Origin of the sequence: Corynebacterium zhongnanshanii (assembly GCF_014490575.1) — a bacterium.
Taxonomy (GTDB): Bacteria; Actinomycetota; Actinomycetes; order Mycobacteriales; family Mycobacteriaceae; genus Corynebacterium; species Corynebacterium zhongnanshanii.
The window spans coordinates 1,452,158-1,466,856 of sequence record NZ_CP061033.1 but is presented as its reverse complement, the minus strand read 5'-3'; the positions used below and the strand labels follow the sequence as shown (position 1 = coordinate 1,466,856).

The window sequence follows — 14,699 nt, the reverse complement described above, 5'->3', positions numbered from 1 at the left end:
CCTCCGGAGACAGGCGTTCTTTTAAAGCTCACGGGACCAATCTCCAGAACGTCCCCCGGACTTCGCCGTGATTCCACACGTGCGAATGTATGCGCTGCGATCCACTCCCTTGACCATGTCGATTACATTCAGCGCCGCAACGGACACAGCCGTGAGTGCCTCCATCTCCACGCCCGTGCGATCGGCCGTGCGCACCGTCGCGGAGATGGCGACGTGATCATCCTTGATTTCCAGCTCCACCGAGCAGCCGTGCACCCCGATCGTATGAGCCAGGGGCAGCAGCTCGGGCACCTTCTTTGCCGCGGAGATGCCCGCGATGCGTGCCACCGCCAGGACATCACCTTTGGGGACAGTGCCGTCGCGAAGAGCCTGCAGCACCTCAGGGGAGCACGCTACCTGCCCGACCGCCGTGGCAGTCCGGACCGTGGGTTTCTTGTCGGTGACATCCACCATGTAGGCGGAGCCGCGATGATCGAGATGAGTGAAGTCCATGGTGAATGTGAGCCTTCCTAGCCGCTGGTCACGATAACCGACACGATATCACCCGGCTGCACAGACGGGCTGGGGTCGGCCTCCACGATGACGATCCCGTCCAGATTGCCGAGCGAGCCAACGAAATGGCTGCCCAAATGGGACTCCGAGTAGGGGAGGGCCACGGGGAACAGCTGCTCGACTCCCCGCTCAGACCCGCGTTCAGACCCGCGCTGAAGATCCTGCGACTCCGCGAACTCTAACCGCACCGGCACAGCGCCCGTACGATCTCCCGAGCTGGGGAAACGAGCACCAGCCACCGCCGGGATCACCCGCCGTGGCTGTGCCCCCAACCCCTGCAGCGCATCCAAGGCAGGCCGGACGAAGATGTGAAAGCTCACCCACACCGCCACCGGGTTTCCTGGCAGACACACCAGCATCGCCTTGTTCCACCGCCCCAACCCCTGCGGCTTCCCCGGCTTCATGTTCACCGGGCCGAACCACACGTCCTTTTCCTCACCCACCTGACGCGTGACATCGAACGCTCCCGCAGATACGCCACCGGTGGTGATGATCATGTCGTGCCGTTGGCTCAACTCATCCAGCGTGCGGGAAAACTCCTCAGGCTCATCCGATGTGTACGCCACGGTCACCTGGCTGTATCCCGCCTGACGCAGCAATGCCGCAAGCATCGGACCGTTGGAGTCAGGGATCATCCCCTCGGCAAGCCCACCCCGTATAGCCGCCGGGTCGAGAAGCTCATCCCCGCTGGAGACTATGGCGATGGAGGCTGGGCGTCGGACGGAAATATCAATCGTACCGGCCGAAATGAACGCGGCGATCAACCCCGCATCAACTCGCGACCCCGCCTGCGCAATCAGGTCACCGACCTGGATATTCGCACTTCGAGGACGGATGGCGGCGCCACCCACCTGATGGATCGTCACCTCAGTCGGCAGCGGATGCGGGTCGGCGGGAATGTTCGTGAACTCCACGGGAATCACCAGCACGTGATCCAGGTCCTGCTCGCGGATCGGCGCACCCGTCATGATGCGCACGGCGTGGCCCGGCGGGACGGCGCGTGCAGCATGCCCGGCGGGGACATCGCCAGCCACGGGAAGAGTGATGGGCAGAGCCACCGGGGACTGCTCGCTGCCCAGCACATCCTCCCGACGGACCAGGAAACCGTCCATCGCGGAGTTGCTCCACGGCGGGATCGGCAGGCGCGCGTGCACGGCTTCGGCGAGGTACAGGCCTGCCGCCTCAGGGGCGCTGGCCAGTGCCGTGTCCGTAATCTTGCATTGTTCGGCCAGGGCGATGGTCTGAGCGTAGTGCTCCTCGATGGAGCGGTAGCCCTGCGCGCCGTGCGGGTGCGTTGGCGGGCAGCACCCATCTGCGTGCGTGTTGTGCGTGTGCACTTGATCTGCGTGCGCCTGATTCATCGGTTGCTCCTCCCGCTCTGACTTATTTGGCCTGCTCAGCCTCTCCAGCATCTGTATTTACCCGCCGATAGCGGACATCAGCCTCTGCGGCTGCAGGAAATCCGGACGGTCAATGCCATGGCCCGGCAGCTTGCCCCACATTGCCACGCGCCACATGTCCGCCAGCTCCCGGTCGCTGGCGCCTTGCCGCAGCGCCTGCCGCAGCGAAGTTTCCGTCCGGGCGAACAGGCATGTCCGGACCGCGCCATCGGCTGTAAGGCGGGTGCGATCGCACGCGCCGCAAAAGGAATGCGTGACCGACGCAATCACGCCGATCGTCCCCTGCAGCCGCGCGCTGTCCTGCCCGCGCGCCGTGTCCTGCTCGCGCCCATCGTCGCGCGCCACCGCCGTCCACAGCTCCGCCGGCGCCGACCCACGCGGCTCCACCACCGGGGACAGGTGAAAGCGCTCGCCCAGCCGCTCCAGGATCTGCTCGGCGGTGACCATGTTGTCCCGACGCCACTGCTCACGTGGCCCCAGCGGCATCTGCTCAATAAACCGCAGTTCAAGGCCATGTTCCAGGCAGTATTTCGCCAGCGGCACAATATCTTCTTCATTGGTGTTCGGCATCACCACAGCGTTGATTTTCACGGGATTCAGCCCCGCTGCAACGGCCGCCTCGATACCCGCCAGCACATCTTCCAGGCGATCGCGCCGGGTGAGTGTGGCGTAGCGCTGCCGGTCGATCGTATCCAGGGACACATTCACGCGATCCAGCCCCACCCGTGCCAGCGCCGACGCGCGTTTGTCCAACCCCAGCCCGTTGGTGGTCAGCGCCGTGCGCACGGGCTGCCCCAGGTCGGTGGTCAGCTGATGCGTAGCCGCGATGATGTCCTCCAGGCCGCGCCGCAGCAGCGGCTCACCGCCGGTGAAGCGCACGTGCCGGATGCCGAGTTCCTCCACCGCGATGCGGATGAGGCGAATCACCTCGTCGTTGCTGAGCATCGTGTCTTGCGCCATCCAGTCCAGCCCTTCCTCGGGCATGCAGTAGGTGCAGCGCAGGTTGCAGCGGTCGGTGAGGGATACGCGCAGGTCCCGGGCTACGCGCCCGTAGCGATCGTCCAGGACTGGGCTGGCTAGGGCGTCGCGCCGCTCGGCCGCGCTGGGGGCAGGCGGGGAGGGGGTGCCGAGGGCCACAACGCTCATGCCGTGTCCCCCTCGCCGTTGGCTGCCTGTGAATCCTGATGAACAACGACGCCCAACTCTCCCGCCCGCGACACATTCCGCGTGAGAGGACCGCCTCGATCTGCGTGCGCATGAATACCTCCCGCCAAGCTGACCAGCCCCGATGCCCCGAGCTTCTGCCACACATCGATGGCGGTTGCGCTGCGCACGCCCGCGGCGCAGTACACCACGGCCGGGCCGGTGATCGCCAACGCGGAAGGATTCTCCGCTAAGGCACTTAAGGGAATGTGGATGGCGCCAGGGATGAAGGCGGCCTGGAACTCGTGGGCCTCGCGCACGTCGATGAGCGGCAGGTCACCCGTGTAGCATGCCTGCGGCACCTCGGTGGTGGTGAGGATCTCATCAACCACCGGCCCGTGCGCGATGATGCGCTCAGCAACCGACGGGTCGGCCTGCAGGGGGACGAAGTCCCAGCTGGCCTCCAAGGAATCGAAAATTCCGATACGCCCCATCAACGGTTCGCCCACACCCGTGAGAAGTTTGATGGCCTCCAGTGCCATGGCGCTTCCCACCACTCCCACGATTGGGCCCAGGGTTCCGGCCTCGGCGCAGTTCGGAACGCTCCCCGGAGCCGGCGGATGTGGATATAAGTCCTCGTAGATTGGTCCGTGACCCGCCCAGAACACACTGAGCTGCGCCTGGAATCCCAGCACCGAGCCCCACACGTGGGGAATGCCGCGCCGGGCGCATGCCGCGGAGGCGATGTGCCGTGTGGGGAAGTTATCACTGCCGTCGAGAACAACGTCCGCGCCCTCGAGCAGCCCATCGGCGTTGGAATGCGTCAGCCGGCAGCAGTGCGTGGTGACCTGGATGGTCGGGTTGATCGCCAGCGCGGCCTCGCGCGCCGAGTCCACCTTGGCCCGCCCCACGGCACGCGTGGGGTGGATGGTCTGGCGATGCAGGTTGGATACGTCCACCGCGTCGTCGTCGATGAGGATGAGGCGCCCCACCCCAGCCCCGGCGAGGTATTGGATGGCGGGGGAGCCTAGTCCGCCGGCGCCGATGAGTGCCACGGTTGAGGCCGCGAGTGCCTCCTGGGCCTCGGCCCCGAAACCAGTGAGCGCGACCTGGCGGGCGTAGCGCTCGGCCTGCGTTGCCTGTTCGGCGTTGTTGTATTCACTCATTCCAACCCCACCCACTGGGCTGAACCATCGCTGAGCTGCTGCTCCTTCCAGATCGGGACCTCAGCCTTTACCCGATCAGTCAGCAGGGAGCAGGCGGCGAAGGCCTCCGCGCGATGAGCAGAGGCGGCAACCACAGCAAAAGCCACGTCGCCAATGGCTAAGTGCCCAATGCGGTGAGCTGTCCACAGGCGCACGTTCGGGTAGGCGCTGGCCACCTCCTCGGCGACGCGTTGGATCTCCGCGTCCGCGGTGGGGTGGCAGGTGTAGTCCAAGGACAGGACTGAGTGGCCGGCGTCGTGATTCCGGACAACCCCGTGGAACGTGACGACCGCCCCATCGGCCTCGGTGGCGGTCTGGGCCACGGCGGCGTCCACCACGTCCTCGATCGGGGTGGACATGATCGAGGCGTGCAGCACCGTGCCACCCGGAGCCATGCCATCCGCCGGCCCCGTGCCACCTGTGGCCGTGCCGGCTGCCTCAGAACCATGCGAGCCCTCCAGACCCACTAGATCCACCAGATGCTGCAGCACCGGCTCCAGCGTGGCGATCCCGTCTTTCACCCCGCCGGTGGACCCCGGAAGCGTCATCACTACGGTGCTGCCAGCAATGCCCGCGACCGCGCGAGAGGTGATCGCCAGCGGCGTGTGCGCAAGGCCCCGTGCAAAGAAATCCTGCACCAGCCCAGGCAGCGGTTTGGTGATGTGAGGCGTGACAGCCTCCACAGTCAGATCGTCCGAGGTGACGCCTGTGCCGCCCGAGGTGAGCAGCACAGATGGCGGGTTGTGACCCAGTGCGCTGTCCACGGCGTGGGCTATGTGGGCGTCGGGGACAACGATGGCATCCGGGGTGGTGAAGCCGTGAGCGCGCAGGAATTCCACGGCGATGGGGCCGGAGCGATCGTCGTACACTCCGTGGGCGGCGCGAGTCGACGCGACGATGACCAGTCCGGTTCGCTGACGTTCACTCATGCTCACTCCTCATGTTGCGCGCGCGATATCATGCGATAGCTGGCCACCGTAGTGCGCGCAGCCGAATCGTCATCCACCCTACCGAACCGCCCCTACACTCCACAGTGTTGTGGCGGCGCTAGGCTTAATCACCATGAGCATCTCCGTCCATTACTTCGCTGCTGCCAAAGCCGCTGCGGGTACGTCGCAGGAACTCATCGAGGACGTCCCTGCCACGCTCGCTGATCTGATTGCGCTGCTCGGGAGTCGCCACGCAGAGATGACCGACGCCGGCCTTGCTCTCGCAGAGGTTCTCACCCAGTGCAGCTTCCTTGTGGACGGCATGCGCCGCGATCAGGACGCGGCCTTGGAAGGCGCCAGCCGGGTGGATGTGATGCCCCCCTTCGCCGGCGGGTAGTGCGGGTATCGAAGGCAGCGAGTCTTGTGGGGGGGGGGGGGAGCCTTTCGCAGTGCCGATGGCTTGCGGAAGCTTGCGCAGACGGCAAAAGCCGCCCATCCTCCCCGAAGGAGGATGAGCGGCTGGGCTTGCTGCCTCTAGGGAGGCGAGCCTGAGCCTAGAACTTAGGCTTTAAGCGCACTGTGGGGCTTACTTGTCGCCCTTTGCCAGACGGCGGGAGATGATCTCGATCATGATCTCGTTTGGACCACCGTAGATTGGCTGAACGCGGGAGTCCAGGTAGTGGGTAGCGATTGGGTACTCCATCATGAAGCCGTAGCCACCGTGCAGCTGCAGGGCCTCGTTGACAACCTTGATCTGCAGCTCGGTGGTCAGGTACTTGGCCATAGCGCCGGTGACCTCGTCCAGGGTGCCGTTGACCTTCTCCACGATCGCAGCGTCCACGAAGGACTGTGCGGACTGGATCTCGGTAGCCATCTTGGCCAGCTCCCAGCGGTATGCCTGGTGGTCGATCAGGCGGTTACCGAAGGTCTTGCGATCCTGGGAGTGCTTGTACACCAGGTCGAAGGCGCGGCGAGAGGTTGCCACGGAACCAACGGCGATGGACAGACGCTCCTGAGCCAGGTTGGTGCGCAGGTAGCCGAAGGCGGCACCCTCTTCACCCAGCAGGTTCTCCTTAGGGATGCGAACGTCTTCGAAGGACAGCTCAGCGGTGTCCTGAGACTTCAGACCAACCTTCTTCAGTGGGCCGGTCTTGGTGTAGCCCTCCATGCCATCTTCGATGATCAGCATGGACACGCCAGCGCGGCCAGCTTCTGGGTTGGTGACGGCAACAACCAGGGTGAAGTCAGCCTGGACACCGTTGGAGATGAAGGTCTTGGCGCCATTCAGGATGAAGTCGCCGTTCTCGTCCTTGCGAGCAACAGAGCGGATACCGGCCAGGTCAGCACCTGCGCCAGGCTCGGTCATAGCCAGTGCGGCGATCTTCTCACCGGAGCACAGTGGCTTCAGGAAGCGCTCCTTCTGCTCGTCGTTGGCGAAGCGGTCCAGGTAAGGGATGACCAGGTCGTTGATGGTCTGGATTCCCACGATCACGGAACCGGAGTCAGCCTCAGCCAGCTCCTCGGACAGGATGGCGTTGAAGCGGTAGTCGCCGGCCTGTCCGCCGCCACCGAACTCCTCAGGAGCCATCATGCCCAGCAGACCCTGCTGGCCGGCCTTCTCGAACAGGGAGCGGTCGCAGTAGCCCTGCTCGTGCCAGCGCTCAACGTTTGGCTTGACCTCTGCGTTGACGAAGTCGCGGCAGGCCTCGCGGAACATGTTGTGCTCTTCTTCGAAGATGTTACGTGGCAAGAAATTCTTCATAGTTCTGTTCTTCCTCTCAACCACCCGTGCCGCCTGGTGGGGCAGGGGCGACTTTGACTGTTGTGAACCACTTGTGCATGTGGCCTCATCGCTGACGCGACCAGCGCTTCAGCCGATGGGCTTACATGAAAGTGTGACGCTCATCTCGCGTTACTAATGAAAATAGTACCATCGTTGCGCTGGTCGTGAAATTTCCGCTCAGGGAAGGGGGTTGGGTGGGTGGAGTGAGGGGCATCTGGGGTGGGTTTGCCAAATTTTTTTCAAAAATATTTTAAGCCTGCGACCTGGGTATTTCCGCTAGATTGACCCATTTGGAAACATGAATGTTGCGAAATGTCTTGACATGCTAGGTAAGCATTAGCTAACTTAGTGAACGTGTCAAGGGCTAGTCACCCGAGGCGCACTGCAGTTGTGGATAAGCCAACAGTACGAACACTCCCTAGTTCGCCCATGCAGAGGTTTTCTCTCTTCTCCCTCTCGCAAGGCTGCGGTTTTGGATGTTGTACCAGGCTTCGAAAGGTTCACTGCCCACGGACTCGTCACCCGTAGGAAGTTCACGGTGGATCTTTTAAAGAGGGAACACTTCTCAAGGCTCGTCACCTTGGTTCCCGCAGTATTTGAGGGTGCATCCCACGCCACTGAGGTGGTGGGGGATGCACCCTTCCTCCTTTTGTGCGGCGCTTTTACGTGGCAGCCGCCATCGCCGCGCAGCGCGTGTCACAGCGCCGCGGCCGCTACTTCTTCTGGTTGTCCCGTTCTTCGGCCAGCTGGCGTCGGGATTCACGGAGCCAATCCGGCTGATGTTCCAGCAGCGCCTTGATCTCCGCGGTGGTCAGCGCCTGGTCCATCCCATGCTTCTTCAGCGCCGTGATGGTTATTCCCAACTTGCGCGCAACCTCCGGCCGAGGATGCGGACCTTCGCGCCGCAGCGTCTCCAACCACTCAGGCGGGTTCTTCTGCAGCGCCACGAACTCCTCGTGAGACAGCGGGTGATCTTGGAACTCCTGGGGAGCCGCAGGAAGGTGAATTCCCAGCTTCTTCGCGGCGGTCAGCGGCTTCATCGGAGGGCCGGAGTGGGACGCCGACGTGGACGCCTGAGTATCTGTAGTCATGTGTGTCAGCATAAACCATCACAATTGCGGCGGGAACCTGCAGTGTCGATGCTGCGGGCTACACTGAGTCCATGCCTTCTGCACCCCAGCCAGCATCCTCGCCGCAGCAGTCACGCACGCCTCAACCCGTGCGAGGCCAGCGTTGTACTCCTTCTCGTTCGGCCACCGAGTACCTGAAGGTGGTATTCAGCCCCGGCGTGGTCCCCGACAAGTGGTTCTCCCGCTTCGACGAACGCACCCGCGGCTGGTGTGCCGCCGGTGCACAAGTGGACGACCCCATGAAATACATCCGGTCCGGCGCGGCTGATATCGCCCTCGTGCGCCTGAGTGCCGCCCAGCAGGACGCCGGGGAGGACTACCACCACGTGCGCCTCTATGACGAGCAACTTGGGGTGGCCGCGCCAAAGGAGCATCCGATCAAGGTCATGGATTCGGTAACGCATGCCGAGCTGTCCGACGAAATAATCCTCTATCACACGCCCCTCGATGGACGTGTTGATATCGACGCCGTGCGCGAGGCCCTGGGGGTGGTCGGAGCAAATGTTGGAGTGTGTATTGCTCCGAGGCCGCTACTGCGCGCCGTGAATCAGCCACGCGTGGTGCATCGGGATCTTCTTCAGCCCACCGGAATCGGCGGTACCCGTGTGGCTGTGGTGTGGGCGAAAGAGCGTGATGACGAGGTGATTCAGGACTTCGTGGGGATCTGCCGCGGGCGTGGCGCGGGGTCCAGTCGACAGGCACTGACCAAGGCCCGTGTACGGCGCGGAAGTGCTAACACAGGGAGTGCCCAGAGCGCAGCGAAACGGAGAAAAAAGAAACAGCGGGGGTGAAACCTGGGTGAAACGTCGGTACGCTGGATGTAGAACGAGCCACACGATGGCTTGACCATGCGAGTGGAAACACGCGTGAAAAGAAGAGATGCAGTCCACCACAGGACGCGTCAGAGATAGATTTCTCCAGGAGGGAAAGACCTTAATGTTTACTTCTATGTCCCGTAAGGCCGCTGCTGTTGCTGCTGGCACCATGCTGCTCGTTGGCGCTGCAGCCTGCTCCGATAACAACGACTCCGTAGAGGACAAGGCCAACGAGGCCACCGCTGCTGCCGGCTCCGCTGTGGATGACGCGAAGGACAAGGCCAACGACGCCAAGGATGGCGCCCAGGACAAGGCCTCCGAGGCGTCCGACGCCATGACCAGCGAGAACGCGGACGAGCTGCCTGAGGAAACCAAGACCGTCTGGGAAAACGAGGGCGGCGCTGAAGGTCCATGGGGCGACGTAAAGTCCTCCGAGTCTAACGACAACGGCGACGTGCTGACCACCTTCGACAGCGGCAACGTCATCGTCTACTCCAAGGACAACGGTGCTGTTCCAGTCATCGGTAAGATCGCCGAGACCTGGATCAACGGTGGTGGCCTGGACAACGAGGTTGGCCTGCCAACCGCACCAGAGAAGGGCGACGCAGCCTCCGGCTGGACCCAGAGCTTCACCAAGGGCCACATCGAGTGGTCCAAGCAGGACGACGGCAAGTACTCCGACACCGTTGTGAAGCACTAAGAGCCTGACGGATTGTGCTCAACACCGCCGCATCCAGTGGATGCGACGGTGTTTCTTTTTTCGGTAGGATCGTCCACTATGACATCCCCTCGTGGTGGCTCGCAGGCCACGTTTGAGATTCGCCCCATGGTCGAGCGCGACTATCCGCAGGTCGCCGAGATCCTCCAGCACGGTCTGGATTCGGGATTGGCAACCTATGAAGTGGAGGCCCCACAGTGGGAGGACTTCACCCGACATCGCATCATGGATCTCGCCTTCGTGGCTGAGTGCAGTGAGTCGGGCGCGATCCTGGGCTGGATCACCGCCACGCCGGTGAGCCATCGTGGAGTGTTCGACGGCGTCGTTGAAGACAGCGTGTACGTCTCTCCCGAGGCAGCTGGGCGCGGCGTGGCAGGGGCACTCCTCGATAAGCTCCTGGAATCCGCAGCGGATCAGGGCTATTGGAAGCTGCATTCCAGCATCTTCCCGGAAAACAAGGGGAGCATCAAGCTGCACGAATCCCGAGGATTCGTGCACGTGGGAACGTTCCGTGCGATGGCTAAGATGCCCCATGGGCCCTATGAAGGGCAGTGGCGCGATGCCTACACCATGGAAAAGATCGTCGAAAAAGGCCCGGCGTGGAGTGAGGTGGACTCGCCACACGTGGCCGCGCACGAGCTGCCCACTCAGGAGTAGCTGAGCGGCTGTACAGGCCGGCAGCACTACGGCCGCGCAGCCTTATTCGATCGTTTCCTTCAGCGTTTGATGTTTGTTGAAGGACAAGACCAGCGCGCCAGCAAGGGCCGCAGGAGCCATACAGAGCAGAATAGGAACCAGTGCGTCGTTATAAGAGCCCACGATCACGTGAAAGATGGGCTCAGGCAAGCGCTGTACGCTGTCTGGCGTGAGGCTGTGCAGCATGCCTTCGGAACGCTGTGCCAGCTGAGCGCCCTGCGTACCCATGGTCTTGATGGCCGCTGGCATACGCTCGGCCAACAGATCCTGGAGCCTGTGCGTGAATACGGAACCAATGACAGCTGTACCGATGGCGCCACCGATCTGGCGGAAGAAATTGTTCGTTGCGGTGGCGGTGCCCACCATGGTGATGGGGAAGGCGTTTTGAACAATGAGAACCAGAATCTGCATGACCAGCCCCAGGCCCACGCCCATGATGGCCAGCACGGTGCCCAGGCGAAGAAGGGAATCCTGCTCGGTGAATTGACCGAAGAGCACCATGGCAAGAGCCACGATCACCATGCCTACCACTGGGTACCACTTGTAGTTTCCAGTCTGGGAGACCCTGCGTCCCGAGATAGTGGAGGTGATGATCATGCCGGCCATCATCGGGATCATCATCAGGCCCGCCGCGGTAGGCGACATGCTGTGCACCATCTGAATATAGGTGGGCATGTAGGCCAGCGTGCCGAACATCACCACGCCCACGATGGTCCCCCCGATGGTGGACAGCGTGAAGTTGCGTACCCTGAACAGACCCATAGGGACCAGTGGGTTCTCGACGCGGCGCTCTACTACCACGAAGATCGCCGTGGCCACTGCCGTGACGGCGATGAGGGTGAGGATCATGGCGGAGCCCCACGGGTAGTCGCGTCCGCCCCAGGTGATGAACAGAATCAGGCAGCTGGTAGCGATCGCGAGGAAAATGGCGCCCAGGTAGTCGAAGCGTGCCTGACGGTGGTGCCGCGGCAGTTTCATGAACGGAATTACCATAGACAAGCACAGCAGACCCAGGGGGAGGTTAAACCACAGTGCCCAGCGCCAGCCGGGGCCGTCGGTAAAAAAGCCTCCGAGCAGTGGGCCCAGCACGGAGGATAAGCCGAACACCGAGCCCATGATGCCCATGTATTTGCCGCGCTCGCGGGCGGGGATGACGTCGGCGATGATGGACTGTGAGCCGATCATCAGGCCGCCGGCGCCTGCTCCTTGAATACCGCGGGCGATGATCATCATGGTCATGTTCTGAGCCAGGGCGCCTACTGCGGAGCCGGTGAGGAAGAGAACAATGGCGATGATGTAGAGAGGTTTGCGCCCCACTTGGTCGCCCAGCTTGCCGTAGATGGGCATTCCGATGGTCATGGTCACCAGGAAGATGGTGATGACCCAGCTCATGTGCTCCACGCCGCCGAGTTCGCCGACGAGCGTAGGCAGGGCGGTGGAGAAGATCATCTGTCCCAGTGAGGACATGAGCATGCCGAGCATGAGGCATGAGAAGACGATTTTGGTGTTGCTGTTCACTCTTTGCCAATGTACACGTGATTTTGCAGTCAGTGCAATTTTTGCGGCGCGCCCCACCTAAACAAAATGCTCGACGAAAACGCCAGATTTTCTCCGAAAATCGGCGTTTTCGTCGAGCAATTTGTGACGGTCGCTAGTGCCTACTTATCGCGGTCCGTGTTCGCCATAGCCAGCACGTCCAGGCGCTTGTCCAGCTCTTCCTCGGTCAGCTTGTCGCCGTCCACGAAGCCCAGATCAATCACGGTCTGACGGATGGTCTTGCCTTCCTTCAGCGCGGTCTTCGCAACCTTTGCCGCGTTCTCGTAGCCAATGGCGGAGTTCAGCGGGGTCACGATGGATGGAGAGGACTCAGCCAGGGTCTGCATGCGCTCCACGTTTGGCTCGATGCCGTCGACCAGCTTCTCAGCGAACACACGGGAGGTGTTCGCCAGCAGCTTCGCGGACTCCAGAACGTTGCGCGCCATCATCGGGATGAACACGTTCAGTTCGAAAGCACCCTGGGAGCCACCGAAGGTGACGGCGGCGTCGTTGCCGATGACCTGCGCTGCAACCTGAGTTGCGGTCTCACACAGCACAGGGTTGACCTTGCCCGGCATGATGGAGGAGCCTGGCTGCAGATCAGGTAGGTGAATCTCGCCCAGGCCGGTCAGTGGGCCGGAGCCCATCCAGCGGATGTCGTTGGCGATCTTGTTCAGGGAAACGGCGATGGTGCGCATCGCGCCGGAGAACTCCACCAGGCCATCGCGGTTTGCCTGTGCCTCGAAGTGGTTCTCTGCCTCACGCAGCTCGGACACGCCGGTGAGCTTCACCAGCTCTGCAGTGACGTTCGCACCGAAGTCAGCGGGCGTGTTCAGGCCGGTTCCTACAGCGGTACCACCAATAGGCAACTCGCCGAGGCGTGGCAGGGTAGCCTCCACACGCTCGATGCCAGCGGCGATCTGGCGTGCGTAGCCACCGAACTCCTGGCCCAGGGTCACAGGAACAGCATCCATCAGGTGGGTGCGTCCGGACTTCACCACGGACTTCCATTCCGTGGCCTTCTTCGCCAGGGACTCCTGCAGAACCTTCAGGCCTGGGATCAGGTCGTTGACTGCCGCGATGGTGGCAGCAACGTGGGTGGCGGTGGGGAAGGTGTCATTGGAGGACTGACCCATGTTCACGTGGTCGTTCGGGTGAACCTCCACACCATTGGCCTTGGCGATGGACGCGATGACCTCGTTGGTGTTCATGTTGGAGGAGGTGCCGGAGCCGGTCTGGAACACGTCGATGGGGAACTCCGCGTCGTGCTTGCCGTCGGCGATTTCCTTCGCGGCGCTGATGATGGCGTCGGCCTGCTCGTCGGTCAGCAGTCCGCGGTCCTTATTCACCTGTGCACAGGCTGCCTTCAGCAGACCCATAGCGCGGATCTGCGCGGATTCCAGTGGGCGGTCGGAGATCGGGAAGTTCTCCACGGCACGCTGGGTTTGTGCACGCCAGAGTGCGTTGACGGGGACCTTAACCTCGCCCATGGTGTCATGTTCAATGCGGAATTCTTCGCTCATGAGTGTTTGCCTTTCTCGTGTGATTATTTCTTGTGTGATTGTTGCCTTCACCATTATGGCCTACATGGCCACGTTGGCGTAAGTATTGCCTAAGTGGAGCCTCAGCTGAGACCACGCCGAAGCACCAGCCCGAGCCTCAGCCGACCCGAATGAGTACTTAGCTGGTGTAGTCCTGCACCGCGTACTGCTGGAGCTTGGCCAGCTGATGCACGGAGTCGATGTAGCGGATCGTGCCGGAGCGGGAACGCATCACCAGGGATCGGGTGGTGGCGAAGTTCTTGCTGTAGCTCACGCCGCGCAGCATGTCGCCGTTGGTCACGCCGGTAGCGACGAAGTAGCAGTGTTCGGAGTTCACCAGGTCGTTGGTGGTGAGGACTCGGGACAGGTCGTGTCCGGCGTCGATGGCCTTCTGGCGTTCTGCCTCGTCCTTTGGCCACAGCTTGCCCTGGATTTCTCCGCCCATGCACTTCATGGCGGCGGCGGTGATCACGCCTTCGGGGGTGCCGCCGATGCCCATCATGATGTCCACGGAGCTCTGCTCGTCGGGTTGGGCTGCGGCGACGGCGCCTGCCACGTCACCGTCTCCAATCAGGCGAACCTTGGCGCCTGCTGCACGGATGTCGCGGATGAGGTCTGCGTGGCGTGGTCGGTCGAGTACCACCACGGTGATGTTGCCTGCTGACGTTCCCTTTGCCTTGGCCACCGCGTTGATGTTGTGCGCCACGGGGGCTTCAATATCTACGACGCCCACGGCCTCCGGTCCCACAGCGATCTTTTCCATGTAGAACACTGCGGAGGGGTCGTACATGCTGCCGCGCTCTGCGGCGGCGATGACGGAGATGGCGTTGGGGCGTCCTTCGGCCATGAGGGTGGTTCCGTCGACGGGGTCTACGGCGATGTCGATGGCTGGGCCGCTGCCGGTGCCGACCTGCTCGCCGTTGAAGAGCATCGGTGCTTCGTCTTTTTCGCCTTCACCGATGACAACCACGCCGTCCATTTCGACGGTGTTGATGAGGGAGCGCATGGCGTCCACGGCGGCACCGTCACCGGATTCTTTCTGTCCGCGGCCTACCCATTTTCCGGAGGCCAGCGCCGCAGCTTCGGTGACGCGTACCAGCTCCATGGCGAGGTTACGGTCTGGGGCTTGCGGGTTGGGGGAGATGGCAGGTTCGACGGGGGCAGAGGTTTGTCCGTTTGGGGTTTCGGAGCTCATGGGCACCAGCTTTCGTGTCTACTCATGTCTAAGAAGGTCACTCTTACCCTTCTATT

General features: G+C 62.6%; 14 protein-coding genes. 4 read left to right on the top strand and 10 right to left on the bottom strand.

Translation table 11 applies throughout. The features are described from left to right. Positions 1-21: 21 nt before the first annotated feature. The 5 genes from moaC to IAU67_RS10085 are packed head-to-tail and all read right to left on the bottom strand — an operon-like array spanning position 22 to position 5,229. Positions 22-492, bottom strand: coding sequence for a cyclic pyranopterin monophosphate synthase MoaC (gene moaC, locus IAU67_RS06565; RefSeq protein ID WP_151841898.1), 471 nt, complete (start codon positions 490-492; stop codon positions 22-24). Between the two features lie 17 nt (positions 493-509). Beyond that, complete coding sequence (locus tag IAU67_RS06560) at positions 510-1,913, bottom strand: molybdopterin molybdotransferase MoeA (protein WP_187767875.1); 1,404 nt, start codon at positions 1,911-1,913, stop codon at positions 510-512. Positions 1,914-1,970: 57 nt separating this feature from the next. Continuing rightward, positions 1,971-3,098, bottom strand: coding sequence for a GTP 3',8-cyclase MoaA (gene moaA / locus IAU67_RS06555; RefSeq protein WP_151841896.1), 1,128 nt, complete (start codon positions 3,096-3,098; stop codon positions 1,971-1,973). Next, a complete protein-coding gene (locus tag IAU67_RS06550; RefSeq protein WP_151841895.1) occupies positions 3,095-4,261 on the bottom strand; it encodes a ThiF family adenylyltransferase in 1,167 nt (388 codons plus the stop codon). Before IAU67_RS06550 ends, moaA begins: the two co-directional genes overlap by 4 nt. Continuing rightward, positions 4,258-5,229 (bottom strand): molybdenum cofactor biosynthesis protein MoaE, encoded by a 972-nt coding sequence (locus IAU67_RS10085; protein ID WP_151841894.1) that lies wholly within the window; start codon positions 5,227-5,229, stop codon positions 4,258-4,260. Before IAU67_RS10085 ends, IAU67_RS06550 begins: the two co-directional genes overlap by 4 nt. Before the next feature lie 139 nt (positions 5,230-5,368). Here IAU67_RS10085 and IAU67_RS06540 point away from each other — a divergent pair, with 139 nt between their 5' ends. Then, positions 5,369-5,626, top strand: a complete 258-nt coding sequence (locus tag IAU67_RS06540; RefSeq protein WP_151842414.1) for a MoaD/ThiS family protein — start codon at positions 5,369-5,371, stop codon at positions 5,624-5,626. Positions 5,627-5,815: 189 nt separating this feature from the next. On the opposite strand, the gene IAU67_RS06535 is transcribed toward IAU67_RS06540, so the two are convergent. Further along, entirely contained in the window at positions 5,816-6,991 is a 1,176-nt protein-coding gene (locus IAU67_RS06535; protein WP_151841893.1) for an acyl-CoA dehydrogenase family protein, read from the bottom strand. Between the two features lie 734 nt (positions 6,992-7,725). Next, entirely contained in the window at positions 7,726-8,052 is a 327-nt protein-coding gene (locus tag IAU67_RS06530; protein WP_187767991.1) for a DUF5997 family protein, read from the bottom strand. Positions 8,053-8,174: 122 nt separating this feature from the next. Between IAU67_RS06530 and IAU67_RS06525 the strand changes: the two genes are divergently transcribed. The 3 genes from IAU67_RS06525 to IAU67_RS06515 all read left to right on the top strand — a co-directional run bounded on the left by IAU67_RS06525 (position 8,175) and on the right by IAU67_RS06515 (position 10,332). Next, positions 8,175-8,933 (top strand): LysR family transcriptional regulator substrate-binding protein, encoded by a 759-nt coding sequence (locus IAU67_RS06525; RefSeq protein WP_187767874.1) that lies wholly within the window; start codon positions 8,175-8,177, stop codon positions 8,931-8,933. A gap of 145 nt (positions 8,934-9,078) precedes the next feature. After that, the gene (locus IAU67_RS06520) at positions 9,079-9,657 is read left to right on the top strand and encodes an LGFP repeat-containing protein (protein ID WP_151841891.1); all 579 of its coding nucleotides are present in this window, start codon (positions 9,079-9,081) and stop codon (positions 9,655-9,657) included. Between the two features lie 78 nt (positions 9,658-9,735). Then, positions 9,736-10,332 (top strand): GNAT family N-acetyltransferase, encoded by a 597-nt coding sequence (locus IAU67_RS06515; protein ID WP_225723465.1) that lies wholly within the window; start codon positions 9,736-9,738, stop codon positions 10,330-10,332. 42 nt (positions 10,333-10,374) lie between these two features. On the opposite strand, the gene IAU67_RS06510 is transcribed toward IAU67_RS06515, so the two are convergent. The 3 genes from IAU67_RS06510 to glpX form a co-directional block, all read right to left on the bottom strand. Then, positions 10,375-11,889, bottom strand: coding sequence for an MDR family MFS transporter (locus IAU67_RS06510; RefSeq protein ID WP_225723464.1), 1,515 nt, complete (start codon positions 11,887-11,889; stop codon positions 10,375-10,377). Between the two features lie 140 nt (positions 11,890-12,029). Beyond that, complete coding sequence (locus tag IAU67_RS06505; protein ID WP_151841890.1) at positions 12,030-13,430, bottom strand: class II fumarate hydratase; 1,401 nt, start codon at positions 13,428-13,430, stop codon at positions 12,030-12,032. A 157-nt stretch (positions 13,431-13,587) separates the two neighbouring features. Next, a complete protein-coding gene (glpX, locus tag IAU67_RS06500; protein WP_225723513.1) occupies positions 13,588-14,553 on the bottom strand; it encodes a class II fructose-bisphosphatase in 966 nt (321 codons plus the stop codon). Positions 14,554-14,699: the final 146 nt, after the last annotated feature.

What these genes read in the sequence shown, in the direction of transcription:
- moaC (WP_151841898.1), bottom strand. Translation starts at nt 492, where the DNA reads ATGGACTTCACTCATCTCGATCATCGCGGCTCCGCCTACATGGTGGAT.
- IAU67_RS06560 (WP_187767875.1), bottom strand. Translation starts at nt 1,913, where the DNA reads ATGAATCAGGCGCACGCAGATCAAGTGCACACGCACAACACGCACGCA.
- moaA (WP_151841896.1), bottom strand. Translation starts at nt 3,098, where the DNA reads ATGAGCGTTGTGGCCCTCGGCACCCCCTCCCCGCCTGCCCCCAGCGCG.
- IAU67_RS06550 (WP_151841895.1), bottom strand. Translation starts at nt 4,261, where the DNA reads ATGAGTGAATACAACAACGCCGAACAGGCAACGCAGGCCGAGCGCTAC.
- IAU67_RS10085 (WP_151841894.1), bottom strand. Translation starts at nt 5,229, where the DNA reads ATGAGTGAACGTCAGCGAACCGGACTGGTCATCGTCGCGTCGACTCGC.
- IAU67_RS06535 (WP_151841893.1), bottom strand. Translation starts at nt 6,991, where the DNA reads ATGAAGAATTTCTTGCCACGTAACATCTTCGAAGAAGAGCACAACATG.
- IAU67_RS06530 (WP_187767991.1), bottom strand. Translation starts at nt 8,052, where the DNA reads ATGAAGCCGCTGACCGCCGCGAAGAAGCTGGGAATTCACCTTCCTGCG.
- IAU67_RS06525 (WP_187767874.1), top strand. Translation starts at nt 8,175, where the DNA reads ATGCCTTCTGCACCCCAGCCAGCATCCTCGCCGCAGCAGTCACGCACG.
- IAU67_RS06520 (WP_151841891.1), top strand. Translation starts at nt 9,079, where the DNA reads ATGTTTACTTCTATGTCCCGTAAGGCCGCTGCTGTTGCTGCTGGCACC.
- IAU67_RS06515 (WP_225723465.1), top strand. Translation starts at nt 9,736, where the DNA reads ATGACATCCCCTCGTGGTGGCTCGCAGGCCACGTTTGAGATTCGCCCC.
- IAU67_RS06505 (WP_151841890.1), bottom strand. Translation starts at nt 13,430, where the DNA reads ATGAGCGAAGAATTCCGCATTGAACATGACACCATGGGCGAGGTTAAG.
- glpX (WP_225723513.1), bottom strand. Translation starts at nt 14,553, where the DNA reads ATGGAGCTGGTACGCGTCACCGAAGCTGCGGCGCTGGCCTCCGGAAAA.